Genomic DNA, 21601 nt, shown 5'->3' on the forward strand with positions numbered 1-21601 from the left:
TGATTGTTGCGCTGATGATTGAGTGATCTTTAGCTTAGTCATTAAGTACAACGAAGCGTCTGCTGCCTTGCTTTGTTTTACTAAATTGCTTAAGCAATTCAGGATGGGCCTTGATGACAGCTTTGCTATCTAGACCAATGCTGTCTTTCGAGCGCTTCCACGAAATAGCGCCTTTATCAAACACAGCGACCTCGTTATCGGCAATCAGCGTTTGCAGCTGATGCTTCACTTGGTCATGACGCTGCTCTAACTCCTGCATATAGTCACGGTAGCTTAGTAATTGCTCAAACAGCTTGTTAGCACCGTCATCATTCGTTAGATCAACCTTGCTTGAGGGCTTAGCCATTGGATACAGCTGCTTTAATGCACGGGCGGCTGACTCAGAATGATCAGGGGTTGGCGGAGTTTCTGTTTCCACGTACTGCCAGAACAGACGCTCATGCTCAATGATAGAATCAATCAAGTGCTCGTCACGCTCAACTTTATAAATCTTCGCTTCATGTCCACAAAGTAGCACGCAGATATGTGCAGCCTGTTTACCAGTCACTGCCAGTTGATGCTGGACTTGGCAGGTAACGTACAACGGCACGCCATCACGCCACAGCTTGGCACCATGTTCACCAGCGGTTTTACACTCTAGTATCTGTACCTCGTCATTGCCAGTGATGGCATAGTCTAGGTTAGCAAGCATAAAGGCTTTATCAGGATCAGGGTGCTGCAAGATGGCATTGACGCGGCGAACCTTATTGCCGGTATGTTCTTGATAGTATTTAGCCACCATCGGCTCTAAGGTATTGCCCCAGTACAGTGGCGAATAGCCTTCAATGCCGTTATTACTACTGGCATCAATGTTTGAGTTCGTGCGTCCTGTTTTAATCATCCATAGCTCAAGCATGGATAGGTATGGATGGATACCACAAGCGGCTGCGGCATCCGAGCTGCCAATACCCTGCTTGCGAAACTGTAGCCAATCTTCACGGCTTAAATCTTTGGTATTGATTAAACGCTTAGGCGTGGTTGATGTCTTTGCTTGAACAGATTTATCAACCGTTTCATTTTGCTTTAGTGTGACTTTTACTGGCTTGCTCTTGGTTTTAGATTTAGCGATTCGAGACGTCTTACCTGTAATGACTGAACGTTTAGGTCTTAGCTGAGTCGTGGTTGTATTGTTTAATGCAATCATGTTCATGGTGAACTCCTTTATTAAGTTTATTCTTGGTGATCTGTGGATGTGCCTTGGTTCATTGACGGCATAAAAAAACCACGCTCAAAGGCGTGGCTGATTCATTAGATAGATAGAGTGGCTAGGCAATTAAGCGTAGCGCTTCATCAAGGCTTTTGTCTTTGAGTTTAGCGCCTGCGCCAAACCATGCAGAGTCCAAACGATGATCTCTCGACATGGCACGTCGTTCATGATCGACATATTCAGTCATGGCAGAGAGTAAGCCATAAGCCGTATCTTTGGCAGAATCTAGGTCAGCACCGCGACCTTGACCGTTAAACATATTCATCACCTGATTCATCGCTTTTGCATTAGGAACCGCATCTTTTTCCTTCTTAGCCGTATTAAACAGAATAAGGCCATCGTCCTTAACATCGTTAAACACACGATTTAAATAATTGGCCGCTTCTGCTTGAGTGACTCGTCTATTGCTCAATTGCTTCATCTCATAATTAAACTCATTCCATTGATTGACGGATACGCCTAATTGCTGCTTAACCTTTTTGGCATCAAAGGTAGTGCTATGCGGTACTTTCACCACACCGCCACTACCATCAGCTAAGCTGATCGCTAAAGTGTTATTACATACCACGCGAATATTGGTAAATTGTGCTGTGGTGGCAAGCGTGCCATCACAAGCAGTTGCTAGTAGCAAATAGCCATGACTGACATCACCGCCGCGTAACGTCGCGGATTGCCCCGTACGGGCGAGTGCCCAGAACTTACGTCCACCTTTTAACACCCCTGCGGTCTCCAGCTCAAAGTCAGCTTGTTCAGTCAGGTCACGATAAAACTCTAAAATCTCACTGGGTTGTACTTCTTGATAGCGCTGACTCACAACAGATAGTGGCTCTAAAGTGTCACTACGGTACAGTACCTTGTTATTGTCATAAGGCATGATTAGGTTTTGACCTTTATCATTGGTTGCCATGTAGCTCACATCTGATGATTCAATACGCCAATCCATACCTGCTTGCTTAGCCCAGACTTCAATAGGCTGCTTGGGTGACAACTCGTTGCCAAGTCCGTGCCAAGGGGTTTCGCCAACGTATGCCATGCTCTCGATTAAATGTGCCATGTTATTGCTCCTCTATGGTTCGATAAAATAAGTACTTGGATAAGTGAGTAGGTCAGATACTGAAGGTATGCTGACAGGTATTGCATAGATAGCGCGGTGTGAGAACCGCTTTAACGAGTGGCGGTTGGATAAGCTTTTGTTGTGCCAGATTAATCACGGTAGCAATAGCGCCACCTGCGACCGTACCAATCATGGGGTTGATCTTATAGTACTTGCAGACGCTAGCACCGATACCAGCAAGTAGCTTCGGTGAGAACATATCCTCTGCCATACCTTGCGTACTGGTATCCATATTTTCTACGACATTGGCTGAATGACAGTTGGGACAGATAGGTTTCATAGTATCTCCTTGATAGTGGCGCATAAAAAAGGCCTGCTATGAGCAGACCTTGATTAAACGTTTAGGGATAGATGGATAAGGTAGCTAGGCTCCTTATCTAAACTCATGGGGATACTATATATCTGAAATTATTTTGCTATTAAGGCACATCTATATTGTAGCTGTGTCGAACATCGTCCTTACTGAGCTAGTGAGTAATGCTTTGCCCAAACGTATTCATATTCGGTAAAGACACTTTAAGACGCTGATAGCTACCATCAGGCTTGTCAGGACTGGTTAAATACAAGGCAGCATTAACTGCATTCTCGACTTCCTGTGAATTCTTACGATGGATCATCCCAATACCAAGTTTACCGTAGCGCGTAAGCCCTTCCTTATATTCCCTAGTATTTAAGATAAAGCAATATCCAATATCATCAGTTATATCTCGCCATTTTTGTCCAACTCGATCAGCTAAATAACTGTCCTGGTAATGTTTTGAGCTATCAAAGATCAATAGCAAATGACAGTGAAAGCCACCATTATTCTCACCCTGTTCTAACGACCAGGCATAACCCAATAAATGCGTAAAACAAGTATCGCCATTATGAATAGCCTCTCTTAGTTTTTTCATATGAAAGTCAAAATCACGAATAGTAATGTGGTGACTGAGGTCTTGTATATATTTTAAATCCACTCTGACAAACAATAATCTTGAGTAATTTGATATTAGCATTCGAATATTATTTTCTAAACGTTCGCTATTTTTATTACTTTGATAATACCAAGCACTATAATCTTTTTTGACTGCCTTTTCATAACTTAATATCAACCGAATAAATTGCGCCGTCTTTTCGTTATCCCAAAATACGTTATAAGCATAATTATTGCCAATAACTATATTGGTACTTTCTATAAATGCTTGGATAGGTTTTGAATATCTATTTTCAGGATTAAGGCTAATCATGAACGAGTAATAGAACTCGTTCAATTGACTTTTGATTTGTTGAAAATTTATCGTACCATGCAGTATCTGTCTGACAAGTCTGTCGACGTTAGAGATAAGTTGTGAGTGATTAACAGGTGAGTAGATCATGGCTTGATTTCCTATAAATATAAAGTTGAATGGATGTTACATATATTCATAGGGTTGTGTATTTCTTTACAATTGAGTGCGGATAGGATCTGCCTTAGTTAAGTAATACTTAATATAAGTTATATTATAGTACCAACAGTTTGAGGGTCTACAGATCACAATTTTCTGCAAGCCACGCTTGGGCTAATGAAAAATACGATACAGTAAATCACTGTGTTTCGTAGAATAAAGTGAAGATGGAGTTAGCTGATTGTGATTGATGTCAATTTATAAAAAATTAATAGCTAAAGCATATATAATTCCTACAACATACTAAATTTATAACGACGTTTTAATGACGTTTTAGTGATATTATAATGACGAAAAATTCAACAGTATGACGATCAGTAATTAGCAAGAAATGACTTGCCTTTAGTTGTTGTATGGAGACAAATAATGAGAAACGGACTTAGAAATAGGAGCCAGACTTTGATAGAGAATGAAAGGTATATTGAAAAAAAGATCAATGCTCTTAGCATTTACAATGTGTATTGGTGCCTTTTCGAGTTGGGACGACGAGGTCGACTACTAACAGAAACTGTATTAAAAAACGACTCATTTTGTAAATTACAGTTGATAAGAATTTTAAAACAGCAACGATATAATGTTAGAAATTTGAATATACTTTTAGAAGTCAGTGCGGAAAACAGCATTCCATTGTCATACGTCAAGTGGTTCTACGACGATACAAGAGCCGCACTATGGTTAAATATGGTTTTAAGAAACACTATCAATTCAAGTGAATCAATAATCACAGAATCCGATATATCAATTTTTATTCATGATGTTATTTTCAATAAAAAACTACTGATATCGAATCAAGAAATTATTGATAGAACTAACGATTCACAAATTGCAATGAAAAAGATAGCTTTAGAATTGTTAAAAGACGCTTATCTTCTTAGTCAAGTAAATTCAACAGATATTAAATGGCTGACTAATAATGGAGGTAGTGTTAAAATAAACCATATATATCAATATATGAATAAATTGCATGATCTTAACAATTTGAGAAGAAACAAAGAGAATAAAAAAAAGAACGGAGGGCGAAAAATAAACATTGATAAGGATGGGTACCAACAGGCTTTAATTTGTTCTGACACTATTAAATTTAAAGCGACAGATATACCTATGCGGCTTTGTCACATACTGGCATCACTAGATTATTGGATGTTTGATACTTATTGGCTTTACAAAGAGGGTAAAGTTGTAGACAGAGAAACGGCTGATAATAGAGGCCTCTTTATTAGTAATATGGAAGACGTTTGGAATTCGAAGCAAAGGCGTGATCGCAATAAAATTAAGAAAAATCAGGGTATAGATCTCACAAGCGACAATAAGAAAAACCTAAAGTATCTTGCTAAGGCTTATGGTAAAAAACAGCGTGAAGTCTTAAACGACTTAGTTGAATCTGCTTATAGTCAAATGAGAGGTCAAGACATTCAGCTAGACCCATCTTTTCCTAATCAATATGCTTCTTTTGATAAGATACCTCTAGAGCAGCCCTGTAATTCGCAAAGCGAAGATAGTGAGGAAAAGTCCATTCTTAAAGAAACCTCACGTACTGACAATAAAGAAGAGCGGAGTCGCTCGTATGATACAGATTCCGCTATTTCATCAATGTACGATAATGAAAAGCTACCAACTGGCACCCCTCCACCCAAACAGGAAGCTAGTTCACTACAAACATTTCTTCCTGAAGAAAATTATGGAAAACAAATCAAAGATGCAGGTAATGTCAATACAGATAGCTATCATAAGTTATAACTCAAGACAGGGATAAATTTTCTAGCTTGCGTAAAATTAAGGTACAATACACTTATTAAACATTCATCTTTGATCCAAAATTTTGAAATCAATATTCTATGTACACTGTGGTGTACACAAAAACTCATTAATAATATTTTTTTATTTAATATCAATAACTTAACTAATATGTATCGTTCCGACCACTGGTACCAATATGTAGTGCAATTTAACCTCCCCCTTCGGAGGTTTTTTTGTGCCCGTAACTTTATGACTATTACGTTACGCTTGTCACTTTTTACTGGTCTTGCCACTTCTTACTGGCAATATTTGTTTGTACTTATACCGCTACTTCGTATTGCGTAACCGCACTTATCTTAATCGGTACGGCATAGCTCCATGGCATGCCCGCACTGCAGTAAAAAAATCCATCACGGAATGATACGATATAGGCGGTAAAATCATTGCCACAATGATCCATCATTGCTTGCTCATCGCTGTCATCACAAACCGCACACCATATTCGCTTGGTACCGCGTGCTAGCATTGCCCGTGTTAGGTCACTCCCCTTCAGTTCGTTATTCATCATCGGCTCCTTGACATTCTGCACTCTCTCACAATACCTACCTTTCAAGAGTTGATTTATCCGTACTCAATTCGTAAATTTGGTATTAACGACAAACAATGTTTTCGTATAAAAAATAATGTTAGGCGTTATTTATTTTTCACCGCGCTTATTACTATTGAGTATCTACTAGTGTAAAACTTTAATGGACTGACTGTAATAGATAGCTATCAGATTAGCGATGAATGGCAAAACTACTAAGACAAACGGCTTAGTTGAATAAAAACACTTAACAAACTTTTTAATAAAACTGGGCAAAAAGAAACAACTGTTCACTAACGTTGCAAAAGCATGAAACTTCCTATCTATCTAGAACAGCGGTGCGCCATTTATATTATATTTACTTTATGATATATATCAAAATATGGATATTAATGCAACTTTGTTTATCAGTTTTTATTGGCTCCTGTCAAATATAACAATTGATAATAGAAAAAGTCAGCAAGTCAGGTAAAATATCGACTATGACTATTTCTAAAGAATCCAGTCCTCGTAAAATCATTCATATTGATATGGATGCTTTTTATGCCAGTGTTGAGCAGCGCGACTTTCCCGAGCTTCGAGGTAAGCCATTGGTAGTTGGCGGTGATCCTAACGGTCGCGGTGTGGTTGCCGCTGCCAGTTACGAGGTGCGTCAATTTGGTGTACGTTCAGCAATGTCTTGCTATGAGGCACGTAGACGCTGTCCAGAGGTGGTATTTGTCAGACCGCGTTTTGAGGTTTATCGAGCGGTCAGTAGTGACATTCGCCGTATTATGCATAGTTTAACGCCTCATGTTGAGCCATTATCACTAGATGAAGCCTATTTGGACGTCACTGGGCTTAGCGCGCACAAAGGCTCAGCAACGCTAATGGCCAACTGGTTGAGGGCTCAAATTCTAGAGCAGACAGGATTGACTGCTTCTGCTGGAGTATCGTTTAATAAAATGCTGGCTAAAATTGCTTCCGATATCAACAAGCCCAATGGCACTGCTATCATCACACCAAAAGATGCTGATGCGTTTATTAGTACGCTACCTATTGAACGCTTTCACGGTATAGGGAAAGCAACAGCAAAGCGATTGCATGCGATGGGTGTGAGCAATGGCGCAGATCTACGGCGTGTGCCAGCAGCTACTATGGTTGAGGAGTTCGGTAAACGTGGTCAGTTTTATTACGATATCGCTCATGGCCGTGATGAGCGACCAGTCAAGTCTGAGCGTACTCATAAATCAGTTGGTTCAGAGACGACTTTTAGAGATAACTTGAGTGATAATGAAGAGCTGCGTATACAGATTTATGAGCAGAATGCTGATGCTTTTAGCCAGCTGCACAAAAAAAACCTCGTTGCCCATACCATCACGCTCAAAATAAAATACTCGGACTTCACTCAAATTACGCGCTCGCACACTTTATCTACCACTTTTGATAGCGCTGAGTCTGCACATTATTGGTTAGACAAGCTATTTGCAGATATTCCACGCGAGCTGCCCATTCGGCTGGTAGGTGTGACCTTTTCTTCTTTATTACCTTCTACGCAGTTATTGTCTCAATTAACTTTATTTGAATAACCTAATCGCTGACTGATGGTTATTTTTAATAAAAGCAATTAGGTTCGTATTTTTGCTTAGGCTATTACTGTGTTTGAAATCTCTTCTAATACGCTGTCATCATCGGGTAAAGTATCCTTTCATAAAAGCATTTCTGCTACAATTATGCCAAAATCTCTATTGAACTAAAGACTGATTATGACTGACTCTCACACTGCACTTACTGATACAAACACATCGCTTGATACCATCGCCAATAACGATACCTCAAACTATTTGAGCGTTGAGGACTATGATTATGAGCTGCCAGATAGCTTGATTGCCCGCTATCCTCTAGCACAGCGTTCTGCTTCAAAATTGCTATACTTGCCTGCTAACTCTCAGACAAACACTACTCGAATAGAAGACTGTCTGTTTTCTGCATTGCCCGACTTATTGGATGCAGGCGATCTGATTGTCTTTAATGATACAAAGGTAATGAAGGCGCGTCTATTCGGCCAAAAAGATACTGGCGGCAAACTTGAAGTCCTGATTGAACGCTTAGTTAATCTTGATGATTTAGATACTGCAGCCCTGCATCTAAAAGACATGAGTGATGAGCCAGTGAATCAAGAACACATTGCGCTTTGTCATGTAAAAGCAAGCAAAGCACTTAAGCTGGGTCAGCGCTTGCAACTTGCTGACGGTCATATGAGTGCTGCAATGATTGGACGTCAAGATAACTTATTTATCTTGGCATTTGATGCGCCGATTTTACCGCAATTAGAGCTCTATGGTGAACTTCCTATTCCGCCTTATTTTGAGCGTCATGCCGATGAGACTGACAACACTCGTTATCAAACCGTTTTTCATGATCCTACTAAGCTTGCTAGCGTAGCGGCTCCTACAGCGAGTCTGCACTTCGATGAAGCGGTACTGAGCAAGCTTGCAGAAAAAGGCATCAATACTGCTTTTGTCACATTACACGTTGGTGCTGGTACCTTTGCGCCAGTTAAAACAGACAACCTACTCAATCACACCATGCATAGCGAATATGCACACCTACCGCAAACGACGGCCGAGCTGATCAATCAGACTCATGCAAATGGGAACAAAGTTATCGCTATCGGTACAACAGTCACTCGTGTCCTAGAGACGGCTTATCAAAAGACAGCTATCGATGGGCAAAAGCTCTCTAGCTGGTCAGGTGATACCGATATTTTTATCTACCCAGGATTTAAGTTTGGCGTTATCGATCGATTGTTAACGAACTTTCACTTGCCTAAATCAACACTGCTGATGCTAGTGTCGGCATTTGCAGGCAAATCATCTATTGAGCACGCCTATCAACATGCTATTGACAAGCAGTATCGGTTTTTCAGCTATGGTGATGCCATGTTGTTAGATAGAAAAGTTGACTAAACATGACATAAACATTTTGTGCATTGCACACAACAGTTGTGAAATAAACTGGTAAACTAAACCGTATTTTGTTATAACAGCAAAGATAACTTATATCCTAAAGGACTACTCATGTCTTGTCATCTATCTCGTCGCTTGACTCCTGTACATCGCGCGGTATCGATGGCAATGCTTTGCTCTATAGGTTGGGCGGTCCTAGTATCAAGCGCGCAGGCGGCAACTATCGGTAAAACGGTAGTTACCTCAGCTCAGCATGAGCCACTAGCCGCTAGTATCGCTGTTAGCAATATAGAAGCAGCGGACTTTTCAGCCAGTTTGGCAAACTCTACTATCTACCAGCAAATGGGACTCTCCCCTACTGACTCTATGATGGTACGATTTCAACCGACCTCGGCGACCAGTGGCCAGTTGCTTATCACCACCTCACAGCCTGTATCCAAGCCGTTTGCTGATGTTGTTTTGGCGATAAACGACAAGGGGCAGCGCAATATGTTGCCAAAAACATTGCTGATGCCTTTGAAAGAAACCCTGCCTATCAATACCAGTAACACTATGGTGACAGCAGCGAAGAAACCAAATCTACCTAGCGTCTCTGCAAGTACTGCTGTGCCTTTGACAGTCCGCAGAGGTGCACCGCCACCGCTGATTTCGGTACCTGCAATATCCTCGCCTAAATTATCAACGCCCCAATTATCAACACCAAAAGCACCAACAGACGCCTTATTGGCGACCACGTTAGCGGCGCCTAACGTACAAGCGCCCACTATGACCGTTACCTCACAGGTCAACCGTCTCGCTTATGCACCTAGTCGCCTTGATAATGGACGTTTGAAGCGTATCTCTGATACAGATAATAATTCTAGCCCTACTGATAATCGCGGTAACTTAACAAACTCTCTGAGCAATAGCCTTTTGAGTACCGCAAGTAGCAATAGTGGCACGGCGACAACTGACAATAGTTCTATAAATGAACGCCCTAACAAAAACAGCATAAATACAGTGGTAGCAGATAAACCAAGAACCAATCAGCAGCTCGATATTCTCAATATACAAGTGACACGTCAAATACAGCCAAGCAGCAAAGCAGATGCTATAGCAAGCTCACCTCTCGTACCAACGAGCAAGCCCATAAGCGTATCAACAATCGCGCAAGATGCGAGTGATACTCCTACGGCGGCCTCTCAAGACCGCAAGACCGCGGATAGCACAGCACTATCTGTACCATCGCCTAATGATTCGATGACAGCCAGTAATAAAGTTGTGAGTAGCGCTACTACTCAGTATCAGGTACAGCGCAACGATAGCTTGTGGGTGATTGCTCAGCAGATTGCAGAAGAAAACAATCTAGATACGCCAACAGTAATGAAGCAGATTCAATCACAAAACCCTGATGCCTTTATCAATAAAGATGCCGATCAGTTAAAAGCAGATGCGAAGCTGAGCCTGCCCAGTTACGATATCATACCGTCGCAGCAGAGTTTGGAAGCTGCTATTAGCGCCCAAAGACAGTATAACCGTAGAGCAAATACACCTGTAATCAAAAAGGCTACACCATCACCAACCAAAAAATCATCTGAAACGGCGCAAGTAGCCAAGCGTCCTGAAAAATCCACAACGACTAAAACAAAGATACTGCCGCAAGCGCAATTTTCTGTACTTGCCCCTGGTAGTGATGGTAATGCAGATGGAACACAAGCAAAATCTGCAGCGGATAATGGTAATGGTCTAAGCACTGATATTTTAGCAACGCTCAAATCGTCAAGACAAGGAACAGCCTCACAGGCGAAGCGTTTGTCAAAGACTAGCAGCGCACTCAATAGCTATACTAAAAAGCTCCAACTACAAAATCAAAAACTGGCTGAGCTACAAGCTCGTCTTAAAAAACTACGCAATCAATAATTGCCTAACTGATCAACGCAAGACGCTATGATCATAGGCGTAGGAGTAACAATGGACAATATGCTATATATTATCGCCGGATTGGTGCTTATTCTGTTAGTTGCAGGCTTGTTATTGCGCAAAAACAAAGCACAAAAACAGAGTGCTCAACCCCCTGTCAACTCGCTAAGAAACTCTGCTACTCGGGCACCGCAAACGGATTATGGCACTACTGCCCAAAGCAATGAATACGCTAACAATAAGTTTGATCACATTACCATTGCTCAGCGCTTCATAGATCAACAGCGTTATGACAAAGCGATCGAAACAATCAATCGTGGTTTAAGTGAAAAGCCTAATGATGGTCAATTATCTATCAAGTTACTCAGTATATACGCCACTATTGATCAGCCAGAAAACTTCGATAACGTCTATAACACCATTAAACTTAATAACGATGGCAAGACCCTTACGCTCGCTGATGAACTCAAAGATCTGTATGTTGGCGAGCCACGTCCAGTCGCTACACAAGAACTAGCAACTGAGGATGCTGTTGATAATACCTTTGACGGTTTAGATTTTGATTTACCAACCAGCCAAGTCAATGACAAAGATACAGTCTCTGATCAGCCAGTCATCGAAGACAACAAAGATATTGTGATAGACGAGCCTATTGCTCAGCCAGTGCTTTCGGATGAACTCAATGATACCAGTCCAACTACTGAAAATACGGCAGATAGCTTTGATCTGACGCTTAGTGACTTAGAAAGCGACTCATTAGAAAGTGATTTTGACGAGCCTCATACTACTGCTGACAATCCTGTTGCACCATTATCTATTGCAGATGATGACGCCTCCGCTACATCTACTGATGAAAGTACTGAAGTTGTTGAAGACAATGACTTTAGTGACTTTGAGTTTGATTTTGACTCGGCGACTGACGATACGTCGACTGACAACACTATCATCTCAGATACTGTAGACGACCAAAACGAAGAGTTAGCGTTAGAAGATGACGATTTTGTCTTAGATTTTGATGACTTAGCTGCGGATACAGATACAGCAATAACTAACGATGTAACTGATAACTTAGTAGGCACCTCTACTGATGCTATTCAAAGCAGTGAAGATGACTTTTCTTTATCTCTAGATAGTTTAGATACGCCAGATAACGTTGATACTGTCTCTAATGTCGATACCGGTTTTGATAACGAATTGTCTACTACCGAAGAAAGTAATGACCTCGATAGCTTTATTTTAGAAAACACTGACTTTGAAGAAGTTGCTGCTGAAGACAATACGTTTGAAAACAGCACATTTGAAGATGATAGTCTTGTAGATCTTAATCTTGAAGAACAACTACTCGCTGATGATATTGAAGATAGTCCTGTTGAAGCGTCGGATGATTCATCACCTGCACCGCTGAGATTTGATGACAATACAAGCATAGATGATGACTTTGGTATTGATGATGCTGACTCTTTATTGGAAACTCCCGCTTCTACAACCGCACCAGTAGAGATCGAAACTGATAACACCACTGAAGCTGTTGAATCAGCAGAAGACTTTTCATCACGCTTTGCCGCTGATTTCGATTTTGTGAAGTCTCTAGATAGCAATCAGGTAACATTGGACTTAGCAGGTCAGTATCTACAGCTGGGTGAGTATGATAGTGCAAAACGTTTATTGAATGAAGTGATTGCTCAAGGTAATAGCGAGCAAAAACAACAAGCACAAGTGCTGCTTGAACGTACTGCGTAATCAACAAACAAAGTAGTCATCAGCAAGTACGCCTTAATCAGCAAATATTCTCTGATTAAGGCGTGCTTGCTGATTTTTTGCATCTGACTCTGATACCATCTATTATTAAATGCTATCACTGCTACTAAACTCTATAGCACCTCTTTTCTTTCATACTTTTTACTGTGTTGATATTATGCCATCTTCTGCTACATCCAAAAACCTGTCCGATCCTATTCAACTGATTTATGCTGGTGGTACCTTTGGTAGCTATGGCCGCCCTTTGGCCCCTTTATCAGCAGAAATCTTTTTGCCCACACTAAAAAAACTATTGTCTGAACAAGATAACGCCGTTACTTCACCAGCCATTTCATGGTTGGACAACACGCTAATCAAAGACAGTAGCCAGCTTACCCCCAGCGATTTTGTAAATTTTTATCAACTGTTACTTAATGCTTACACACAAGGTGAGAGACGCTTTGTGTTGATTAGTGGCACCGACACATTGAGTTACTTAGGTGCGTTTTTAGCGGAAGCTTTTGCCGGTAGCGATATTTGTATCGTAGTAACTGGAAGCATGCGACCATTGCTAAACAGTGAGGTAATACAGTCCTATGAGATTGACGACCATAGCGATGCTTGGAGCAATCTTAACGACTCATTAAAGCTGGCCGCTGCTGGTGAGTCAGGCGTCAAAATTAGCTTTGGCGGTGAATCGTGGCCTGCACAAACCGTGCAAAAGATTCACAGTCATGATCTTATGGCATTTACGGGTCATTCGCGCGCGGCATATCCGGCCAACAGTTATATCAGAAACCTCCCAGAGACTCGCAGACAGCATTGGCTTGATGATCAGCAAGTCTTGCTACCTAATATCACGGCACGCGCTGAGCAGTCCAAGATCCATGCCTTATACTGCTTGCCCAATGATGCGTCTGTGATAAATAATCAATTACAAAACTTATTATCTCAGCCGCCATGCGGTATTATCCTGCTAGGGTTTGGCGCTGGTAATATTCCTTATTCAGATACACTAGCAGATACGCTCAGTCTTGCTCATGAGCAGGGACACATCGTGATATGCGCCAGCCAATGTCCGTTTGGCGGTGTAAGCGACAGCTATGCTGCTGGTAGTTGGCAATACGACTATCATGTAATTGCTGGTGGTCGTTTAACTATCCCTGCTATTTATGCACGGTTGCTATGGTTGCTACTGCGCTATGACAGTCCAGCAAGACGTCGACAGCGTTGGTTGAACAATGTCAGTCAAGCGGGTACAAGCATCAAAAAAAGATAAGCAACTCTCCATCCATTCCAAATTTATAAGCTTAGAAACCACAATGTCTGATACTAAAATCATCGATCATGAACAATCGCCACTATATACTTTAGCGATTGCCATCGAATTCTTGGGTACACACTATCATGGCTGGCAGCGACAACGAGAGGTGCTGGGTGTCCAAGAAGCGTTAGAGAATGCCATTAGCAAAGTCGCCAACGAATCAGTTGAAGTTATTGCTGCTGGACGTACTGACGCTAGTGTCCATGCCAGTAACATGATTGCTCATTTCACCACCCATGCGTATCGCCCTACTCATAACTGGTTACGCGGCGTAAACAGCCTCTTGCCTGATGATATTGCGCTACGCTGGGTTCAGCCAATGCCAGCTGATTTCCATGCGCGCTTTGGTGCGATTGCCCGGCGTTATCGCTATATTACCCTCAACCAAGCACAGAGACCTGCGATACTGAATCATCAAGTGACTCACATCTATGAGCCTCTTGATCTCACAGCTATGCAACAGGCGGCGGCTGATATCGTTGGCACTCACGACTTTAGCAGCTATCGTGCTGCGGCTTGCCAGTCCAACCAGCCAGTCCGTAGCATCAGTCATGCTCATCTTTTTGCTCATGGACAGTTTATTGTATTCGACATACAGGCAGATGGTTTTTTGCATCATATGGTTCGTAATCTAATGGGTACGTTATACGCTATCGGTAGACATGAGCTAAAACCAGCAGATTTTTTGAACATTTTGAATAAAAAAGATCGAACCATTGCGCCGCCCACGGCGTCAGGCGACGGTCTGTATTTTATCAATGCCTACTACCCCGAACGCTTCCAATCCTTATTACCAGATGCACCATTAACGCCTGTCTGGCTAAATCTACCTGATTGATGCAACATAACCTGATATACATATCACTTACAGGCTGTCAAGTCAAAACCAGGTTCTGTATTGCTTTAATCGGCTAACTTACGTATAATATGGGCTTATTTTTAATTGATTGATACAAATTATGGCAAAAGACGATATTATCGAATTTGAAGGCGAAGTCATTGATACCCTTCCTAACACTTTGTTCAAAGTTCGTTTAGAAAACGGACACGAAATCATTGCACACATCTCAGGTAAGATGCGTAAGCATTATATTCGTATTTTGACAGGTGATAAAGTTAAGGTCGAGATGACCCCTTATGACCTATCTAAGGGTCGTATCACGTACCGTGGTAAGAATTAAATACATACCAACCAAATAGTTATAAATGTATTTGTAAAAATACAGCCAACAACCAAATAGCTACTTTATCGCTGATAGCTGATATTGACGCTTGGGTAGTTTAACTGATAATAATAATGAAAATGCTGACCTACTCATTATTGCCTATCACAGTTTTAGTTATTTAGTATTTGCTGTTTATTTTTACCAAAAAATACCGCTCAATATTAGCGGTATTTTTTTGTCTGTGTTTTATGAACTGCTTAAATTATAGATTAATTAAACTCGACAGTTGCATCGCTCTTGATAACCCCTAATAGACTAAGTGCATCCCAGTTGGTGAGGCGAACACAGCCTGCTGATGCTTGACGGCTGATACGCTCAGGATCTGGTGAACCATGAATGCCATAAGAGGGCTTGCTTAGCCCAATCCACACTGATCCGACTGGATTATTAGGGCCTGGTGGTATGATCGACTTTTTACCATCATCACTCGTATAGGTGTAATTGGGCTCATGAATTTTTACTTTGACCTGATGCGTACCTGTTGGTGAAGGTGTTGCTGTACTGCCTACTGTCGTCGGGTAACTGGCTACCAAATTATTACTATCGTCATAAGCATATAGCGTTTGGGTGTCTTTATCAGCGACCACGCGACTTACTGGTGTGGTGTTGGGATTGCCTGGATTATAGACGATAATAGTTTCACCACTTTCGAAGCTAGCATTGGGATTGAGCAATTTAAGATAGTCACGACTGATATGGAATTTTTCACCTAAAGATTCTAGAACGCTTTCGTAATACATACCATCTAGCTTCGCTTTGGCTTCTGCGCTAGCCGGGATCTGAGTTGTCGTGAAGTTTACATCAGCGTCGGTTAACTGATAGCTGACCAATACGGGCTGTGAGGTAAGCGTACTATTTTGAGTTAATGCTTGCCACGTTGTTTCGTTCAGCGATTCTGTTACTGGTAGACCTTGTGCTTTTTGGAACGCTTGCATGGCTTTACGTGTATTCTTTCCCCAGTAGCCATCTACTGCCCCAACACCACTATGATTCCAGTTCAATAGTGCTTGTACTTTAGTACCGACATTCCGATCTATTTTGCTATCAGCTGTCCATGTGGCGTCATTTACTTTTTTGGCAGTTTCCGATAATTCTGTTGTGCTATATTTAATTTTAGGAAGGAGTTTATTCAACGAGTTGGCAGTGTTGCTATCACCTTCTATTTGCTGACTGACACCATTGGTGACGGGACTGGTATCGTTGCCACCCATCATCGTGCTGTCTGTTGCCCCAGTATTGGTGCTGTCACTATTTCGATTGCTCATAGCGCTCATGTCAGTGTCTGTATTTACAGTCATGCTACTATCTGTTGTAGGAGCTTCTGCACTCGTCTCCATATCTGCCGCGTCATTACTCACTGACTTATCTTCAGTCGTTTGTACGCTGTTTTCAGTGGTATTAGCATTACTGCAACCCACTGATAATAATGATGCTGCCCCTATAGCAACGACAACGCCGCCAACCTTGAGTAGTTGAGACATAAAACCTCCTAAATAATTACTATATATCGAAAAAAGTATCGAAAAAATGTCAAAAAATTTATTGTAGGGATATATTGCCACAGCGCTAACACTATCCTCTAACAGCTTTATGTTAATAACTGACTATTCCTACTATGCATTTGTTAATAGAGCGCATAAACATACTGGTTTGTTTACACTAAGGCATGGCTCTATGCCTGTAGTATAAAAAACCCATAAGTTACTTAATAACTTATGGGTTCAAAAAACATAGATAAGACTGTCAAAGAAATCTATATGATATCAGCAAACTTACGATAATTTAGCTAGAACAGCTTGCCCCATCTCTTGGCACCCTACTTGTTTTAAGCCAGCTTCGCTACTGTCTAGAATATCAAGCGTACGCAAACCATCATCAAGAACCTCACTAACTGCTTGCTCGATCGCTTGTGCTGCTGTTTCTTGCTTAAAAGTGTAACGCAGCATCATAGCAACAGACAAAATAGTCGCCAGTGGATTGGCTTTATCCTGCCCAGCGATATCTGGTGCTGAACCATGGCATGGCTCATACATACCTTTTCCAGCTTCATCTAAGCTTGCTGATGGCAACATACCAATGGAGCCTGTCAACATTGCTGCTTCATCAGATAAGATATCACCGAACATATTGCCGGTCACCATGACATCAAACTGCTTAGGATCTTTGATCAATTGCATGCACGCATTGTCCGCATACATGTGCGACAGCGCCACATCGCTATAATTAGCTTGTTGCATCTGAGTTATCGTCTGCTTCCACAGCTCAGTCACTTCTAGGACATTGGCTTTGTCTACTGAGCATACTTTGGCAGCTCTACCTGCGGCTTCGGCACGTGTTTTTGCCAGATCAAAAGCAACTTTACCAATACGCTCAATCTCGCTGGTGCTATACACCATTGTGTTATAGCCTTGCTGTTCGCCGTTGTCCAGTGTACGGATACCACGTGGCTCACCAAAATAGATACCACCTGTCAGCTCACGAACGATAAGTAAATCTAAACCAGATATAATCTCAGGTTTGATGCTTGACGCATTGGCTAGCTGCGGATAAAGTTTTGCTACACGTAAGTTAGCAAATAGACCAAGCTCGCCGCGAATTTTTAGCAAACCGCGCTCAGGGCGTTTGCTGCGTTCAATTGTATCCCACTTAGGTCCACCGACTGCACCTAATAATACAGCATCTGCTGCGCGCGCACGCGCTAACGTCTCATCAGGTAAGGGCTCACCTGTTGCATCAATGGCTACGCCGCCAATCAATCCAGACTCTAATGTTAAGTCTAGCGAAAACTTATTATTGACTGCTTTGAGCACATCAATAGCTTGAGTCATGATTTCAGGGCCAATACCATCGCCCGCTAATGTTAAAATCGTTGCCATACTAATCCTTTTGGATATATTTTTATTGGTAAATTAATTTTATTACGCTTTGATCTTTTTGGCTTTGGATGATGATACAGTTTTTATGATGTCAGTCTCTACAAACTCACCTTGATGCTCAGCCCCCAGTTGCTTACAGAAGCGTCGCTGTACCTCATTACCTTGCAATAGCTCAATACACAAAGGCTCAGGTGATGCTGTTTCTAGTAGGCTGCCAGGCTTTTTGCTCATGTTTTTTTGATAAGCACGTAACTGATAAGTACCTGCCTCAGCAAAATCATGAATCATCGCAAAACGCTCAATATAGCCCATGTTGTTTTCTGGATAAAAATTAACATGGACTTCGTGTTTTGCGGGCAGTACTCGAGCATAGTAATTGGTCAACCCAGGCATGCTAGACGCTGCTAGTGGCACTATCTTTATAGCGTTTTTATTGATAAGAGGCGTCATATCCATACTTGCAGGGGCGTTTATCGCACCTTGGTAACTCGGCATATCTACTACAATCTGAGGATTGACTGGTTTGTGACTGTCAGGCGCGATGATGAGCGTCTTGTCTATTTGCACAATTTCACAGTGATAAGTGCCCACACATGCGATGTTTACTTCCCCATCGATAGGTTGAATTTTACCTACCCACGCTTGCGCACTTTTTGCCTCGTCTATTTTTTGGTAACCCGTCAGCAGCTGACAGCCTGACAAAAATAAGCTTGCAGTAACAATGGTGCTTGTCCATAGAGCATAATGTTTTTTATTCATAATGGCGGCTACTATTTATAAGAGAGATAATAAAATATTGTAAAAAACTACCTTTCATTTTAGCCAGTTCACCGCCATAACTCAACGCTGCGTTACGCCTGTCCGGTAGTTTTGTAAGCAATAACGCATAAACTCATCGTCGACCCACCAGCTAAGCGCGTACGCTATTGAATATCCATGGCGTTTTTTGCATCATTTTGTGCTCATAGTCTTTGATAGCATCACTTTGCTGCAATGTTAAGCCGATATCATCAAGTCCATTGAGTAAGCAATGTTTGCGAAAAGCGTCGACATCAAAGGCGTACTCTTCGCCTGTTGGCGTGATAACCACCTGACGCTCTAGATCAGCGGTAAGCTCATAGCCTTCATTGGCAATCGTGGCTTTCATTAAAGTATCTACAATAGCTTCGTCTAAAACAATCGGGAGCATACCGTTTTTGAAGCAGTTATTATAAAAAATATCTGCAAAGCTTGGCGCAATGACGGTGCGAAAGCCATACTCTGAAAGCGCCCAAGGGGCATGTTCACGACTAGAGCCACAGCCAAAGTTTCTGCGTGCCAGCAATATGGTAGCGCCTTGATAGCGCGGCTTATTCAATACAAAGTCTGGATTAATGACGCGTGTACTATTGTCCTGACCTGGATAGCCTTCATCCAGATAGCGCCAATCGTCAAATAGATTTACGCCGAAGCCTGTACGTTTAATAGATTTCAAAAACTGTTTTGCGATAATTTGATCGGTATCGACATTTGCGCGATCAAGTGGGCAAACGATGCCGGTTTGGGTGTTATAAGCTTGCATAAAATTTCCTATCAATTGTATTTTTGCTGGTGGAAAACTTTGATGAGTCAGTAAAACGGCAATCAATCTCTCACTGATTCAAACAATATACTGGCATAAGTCATAACTATATATACCAGTTTTCAACTCATCTTCATCGGACCTAAAACGTACGAACATCCACGAAATGACCAGCCAATGCTGCAGCGGCTGCCATTGCTGGACTCACCAAATGCGTACGTCCACCATTGCCTTGACGACCTTCAAAATTACGGTTAGAGGTTGAAGCGCAGTGCTCTTGTGGTTCAAGTTTGTCTGCATTCATCGCAAGACACATTGAACAACCCGGTTCGCGCCACTCAAAGCCCGCTTCAGTAAACAAAGCATCCAAACCTTCTGCTTCTGCTTGCAATTTTACTTGTCCAGAGCCTGCAACGACGATAGCTTCTTTGACGTTATCAGCAACTTTACGGCCTTTAATTACCGCTGCTGCATCACGCAGATCTTCAATACGCGAGTTGGTACATGAGCCAATAAAGATACGATCAAGCTGGATATCTGTTATTTTCTGACCTGCCTCTAGCCCCATATAGGTATAAGCGCGTAACCAGCCTTCCTCTTGCGCTTCATCAATGGCTTGATCAGGCGTTGGTACAGATTGCGTGATATCTACCACCATCTCAGGTGACGTACCCCAAGATACCTGAGGCGCTATTTGGCTACCATCGATCTCAACCACAGTATCAAATACCGCATCATCGTCTGAATATAGTGTGCGCCAGTAAGCTTCCGCTTGTGACCACTGTGATTCATCAGGCGCATATGGACGACCTTTGACATAATCTATCGTCGTATCATCAACTGCTACCATACCAACACGCGCACCGGCTTCGATGGCCATATTACAGACGGTCATACGACCTTCCATACTCATGTCTTCAAATACTTGACCTGCAAACTCAATCGCATGTCCTGTGCCACCCGCCGTACCGATCTTGGCGATAATAGCCAATACGACATCCTTCGATGTCACACCAGTACCCAGTTGACCAGTAACACGAATCTGCATGTTTTTTGATTTCTTTTGAATCAAACACTGCGTTGCCAATACATGCTCAACTTCAGAGGTACCGATACCATGAGCCAAACAACCAAGCGCCCCGTGGGTGGCTGTGTGCGAATCGCCGCAGACAACGGTCATACCAGGTAGTACTAAGCCTTGCTCAGGACCAACGACGTGCAAAATGCCTTGACGCGCATCATTAATGGTAAACTCAGCAATATCAAACTTGGTACAGTTCTCGTCCAAAGTCACAACTTGCAAGCGTGACACTTTGTCTTTAATCCCAGGTACGCCTTCTGAGCGCTCTTTGGTGACAGTCGGTACATTATGGTCAGGACTTGCGATATTGGCAGATAGGCGCCATGGTGCCCTATTGGCAAGCTCTAACCCTTCAAAGGCTTGTGGACTGGTTACTTCGTGTAAAAGATGACGATCGATATATATTAAGCTCGAACCATCATCGCGCTTGGTGACTTCGTGAGCGTTCCAAAGTTTGTCATATAATGTTTGACCGGCCATGATGCTATCCTTTATTGATGACTAATGACTTAATTTTCGCAGACTTACTCAATAGCAAGCTGGGATTTTATCTATTCGAATGGTTGTTTAAATATTATGCTGGTCTATAACGTTGTCTCTACAAGCGTGATAATTATCTATGCTGTTTAGGTTATACCCTTTAAATTATATTCTCTAGGCTATGGTTTTTAAGGCCAAAAGTAAGACTGCTAATTTTTCAATCGCTATTTTTAGACCCGTAGTTAAACCAGTAGTACAGATTGCTTACCTATAACTTGCACTCTATGACGATTATCAGTGCTCAAAGCATGTCTTTGTGTCGTAAATAATCAGGTTTGTAGAATAAATATGTGACAATACGT

Annotated in this window: 18 protein-coding genes; 8 read left to right on the forward strand and 10 right to left on the reverse strand. The window is 42.0% G+C overall.

Annotated elements, in window-relative coordinates; all coding sequences use genetic code 11:
* Nucleotides 1–34: 34 nt before the first annotated feature.
* The 4 genes from AC5JPO_RS03955 to AC5JPO_RS03970 all read right to left on the reverse strand — a co-directional run bounded on the left by AC5JPO_RS03955 (nucleotide 35) and on the right by AC5JPO_RS03970 (nucleotide 3715).
* Nucleotides 35–1189, reverse strand: a complete 1155-nt coding sequence (locus AC5JPO_RS03955) for a YqaJ viral recombinase family nuclease (protein ID WP_493852632.1) — start codon at nucleotides 1187–1189, stop codon at nucleotides 35–37.
* A gap of 115 nt (nucleotides 1190–1304) precedes the next feature.
* The gene (locus tag AC5JPO_RS03960) at nucleotides 1305–2300 is read right to left on the reverse strand and encodes a DUF932 domain-containing protein (RefSeq protein WP_493852631.1); all 996 of its coding nucleotides are present in this window, start codon (nucleotides 2298–2300) and stop codon (nucleotides 1305–1307) included.
* A 52-nt stretch (nucleotides 2301–2352) separates the two neighbouring features.
* Nucleotides 2353–2640 (reverse strand): hypothetical protein, encoded by a 288-nt coding sequence (locus AC5JPO_RS03965; protein WP_493852630.1) that lies wholly within the window; start codon nucleotides 2638–2640, stop codon nucleotides 2353–2355.
* Nucleotides 2641–2827: 187 nt separating this feature from the next.
* Nucleotides 2828–3715 (reverse strand): YagK/YfjJ domain-containing protein, encoded by an 888-nt coding sequence (locus tag AC5JPO_RS03970; RefSeq protein WP_493853327.1) that lies wholly within the window; start codon nucleotides 3713–3715, stop codon nucleotides 2828–2830.
* Nucleotides 3716–4183: 468 nt separating this feature from the next.
* Here AC5JPO_RS03970 and AC5JPO_RS03975 point away from each other — a divergent pair, with 468 nt between their 5' ends.
* On the forward strand, nucleotides 4184–5521 hold the full coding sequence (locus AC5JPO_RS03975; protein ID WP_493852628.1) for a hypothetical protein: 1338 nt from the start codon (nucleotides 4184–4186) through the stop codon (nucleotides 5519–5521).
* 319 nt (nucleotides 5522–5840) lie between these two features.
* Here AC5JPO_RS03975 and AC5JPO_RS03980 read toward each other — a convergent pair whose 3' ends face one another.
* Nucleotides 5841–6086: a hypothetical protein gene (locus tag AC5JPO_RS03980; RefSeq protein ID WP_319050185.1), complete on the reverse strand. Its 246-nt coding sequence runs from the start codon at nucleotides 6084–6086 to the stop codon at nucleotides 5841–5843.
* 503 nt (nucleotides 6087–6589) lie between these two features.
* On the opposite strand from AC5JPO_RS03980, the gene dinB reads away from it, so the two are divergent.
* The 7 genes from dinB (at nucleotide 6590) to infA (ending at nucleotide 15196) form a co-directional block, all read left to right on the forward strand.
* Complete coding sequence (dinB, locus tag AC5JPO_RS03985; RefSeq protein ID WP_493853328.1) at nucleotides 6590–7675, forward strand: DNA polymerase IV; 1086 nt, start codon at nucleotides 6590–6592, stop codon at nucleotides 7673–7675.
* A gap of 177 nt (nucleotides 7676–7852) precedes the next feature.
* On the forward strand, nucleotides 7853–9055 hold the full coding sequence (gene queA, locus AC5JPO_RS03990; protein ID WP_493853329.1) for a tRNA preQ1(34) S-adenosylmethionine ribosyltransferase-isomerase QueA: 1203 nt from the start codon (nucleotides 7853–7855) through the stop codon (nucleotides 9053–9055).
* A gap of 111 nt (nucleotides 9056–9166) precedes the next feature.
* Complete coding sequence (locus AC5JPO_RS03995; protein ID WP_493853330.1) at nucleotides 9167–10954, forward strand: type IV pilus assembly protein FimV; 1788 nt, start codon at nucleotides 9167–9169, stop codon at nucleotides 10952–10954.
* A 51-nt stretch (nucleotides 10955–11005) separates the two neighbouring features.
* Nucleotides 11006–12694, forward strand: a complete 1689-nt coding sequence (locus AC5JPO_RS04000) for a FimV/HubP family polar landmark protein (RefSeq protein ID WP_493853331.1) — start codon at nucleotides 11006–11008, stop codon at nucleotides 12692–12694.
* A gap of 175 nt (nucleotides 12695–12869) precedes the next feature.
* Nucleotides 12870–13970, forward strand: a complete 1101-nt coding sequence (locus AC5JPO_RS04005) for an asparaginase (protein WP_493853332.1) — start codon at nucleotides 12870–12872, stop codon at nucleotides 13968–13970.
* Nucleotides 13971–14013: 43 nt separating this feature from the next.
* The gene (gene truA / locus AC5JPO_RS04010) at nucleotides 14014–14853 is read left to right on the forward strand and encodes a tRNA pseudouridine(38-40) synthase TruA (RefSeq protein WP_493853333.1); all 840 of its coding nucleotides are present in this window, start codon (nucleotides 14014–14016) and stop codon (nucleotides 14851–14853) included.
* 121 nt (nucleotides 14854–14974) lie between these two features.
* Nucleotides 14975–15196 carry a translation initiation factor IF-1 gene (gene infA / locus AC5JPO_RS04015; protein WP_021814850.1) on the forward strand — a complete coding sequence of 74 codons (222 nt, stop codon included), beginning with the start codon at nucleotides 14975–14977 and terminating at the stop codon, nucleotides 15194–15196.
* 254 nt (nucleotides 15197–15450) lie between these two features.
* On the opposite strand, the gene AC5JPO_RS04020 is transcribed toward infA, so the two are convergent.
* The 5 genes from AC5JPO_RS04020 to leuC all read right to left on the reverse strand — a co-directional run bounded on the left by AC5JPO_RS04020 (nucleotide 15451) and on the right by leuC (nucleotide 21239).
* The gene (locus AC5JPO_RS04020) at nucleotides 15451–16722 is read right to left on the reverse strand and encodes a L,D-transpeptidase family protein (RefSeq protein ID WP_493853334.1); all 1272 of its coding nucleotides are present in this window, start codon (nucleotides 16720–16722) and stop codon (nucleotides 15451–15453) included.
* A gap of 291 nt (nucleotides 16723–17013) precedes the next feature.
* Nucleotides 17014–18117: a 3-isopropylmalate dehydrogenase gene (leuB, locus tag AC5JPO_RS04025; protein WP_493853335.1), complete on the reverse strand. Its 1104-nt coding sequence runs from the start codon at nucleotides 18115–18117 to the stop codon at nucleotides 17014–17016.
* A gap of 42 nt (nucleotides 18118–18159) precedes the next feature.
* Nucleotides 18160–18876, reverse strand: a complete 717-nt coding sequence (locus AC5JPO_RS04030) for a hypothetical protein (RefSeq protein ID WP_493852620.1) — start codon at nucleotides 18874–18876, stop codon at nucleotides 18160–18162.
* A gap of 151 nt (nucleotides 18877–19027) precedes the next feature.
* Complete coding sequence (gene leuD / locus AC5JPO_RS04035; protein ID WP_319050174.1) at nucleotides 19028–19678, reverse strand: 3-isopropylmalate dehydratase small subunit; 651 nt, start codon at nucleotides 19676–19678, stop codon at nucleotides 19028–19030.
* A gap of 142 nt (nucleotides 19679–19820) precedes the next feature.
* Nucleotides 19821–21239 (reverse strand): 3-isopropylmalate dehydratase large subunit, encoded by a 1419-nt coding sequence (gene leuC, locus AC5JPO_RS04040; protein WP_493853336.1) that lies wholly within the window; start codon nucleotides 21237–21239, stop codon nucleotides 19821–19823.
* Nucleotides 21240–21601: the final 362 nt, after the last annotated feature.

This window comes from Psychrobacter sp. H25 (assembly GCF_059076335.1).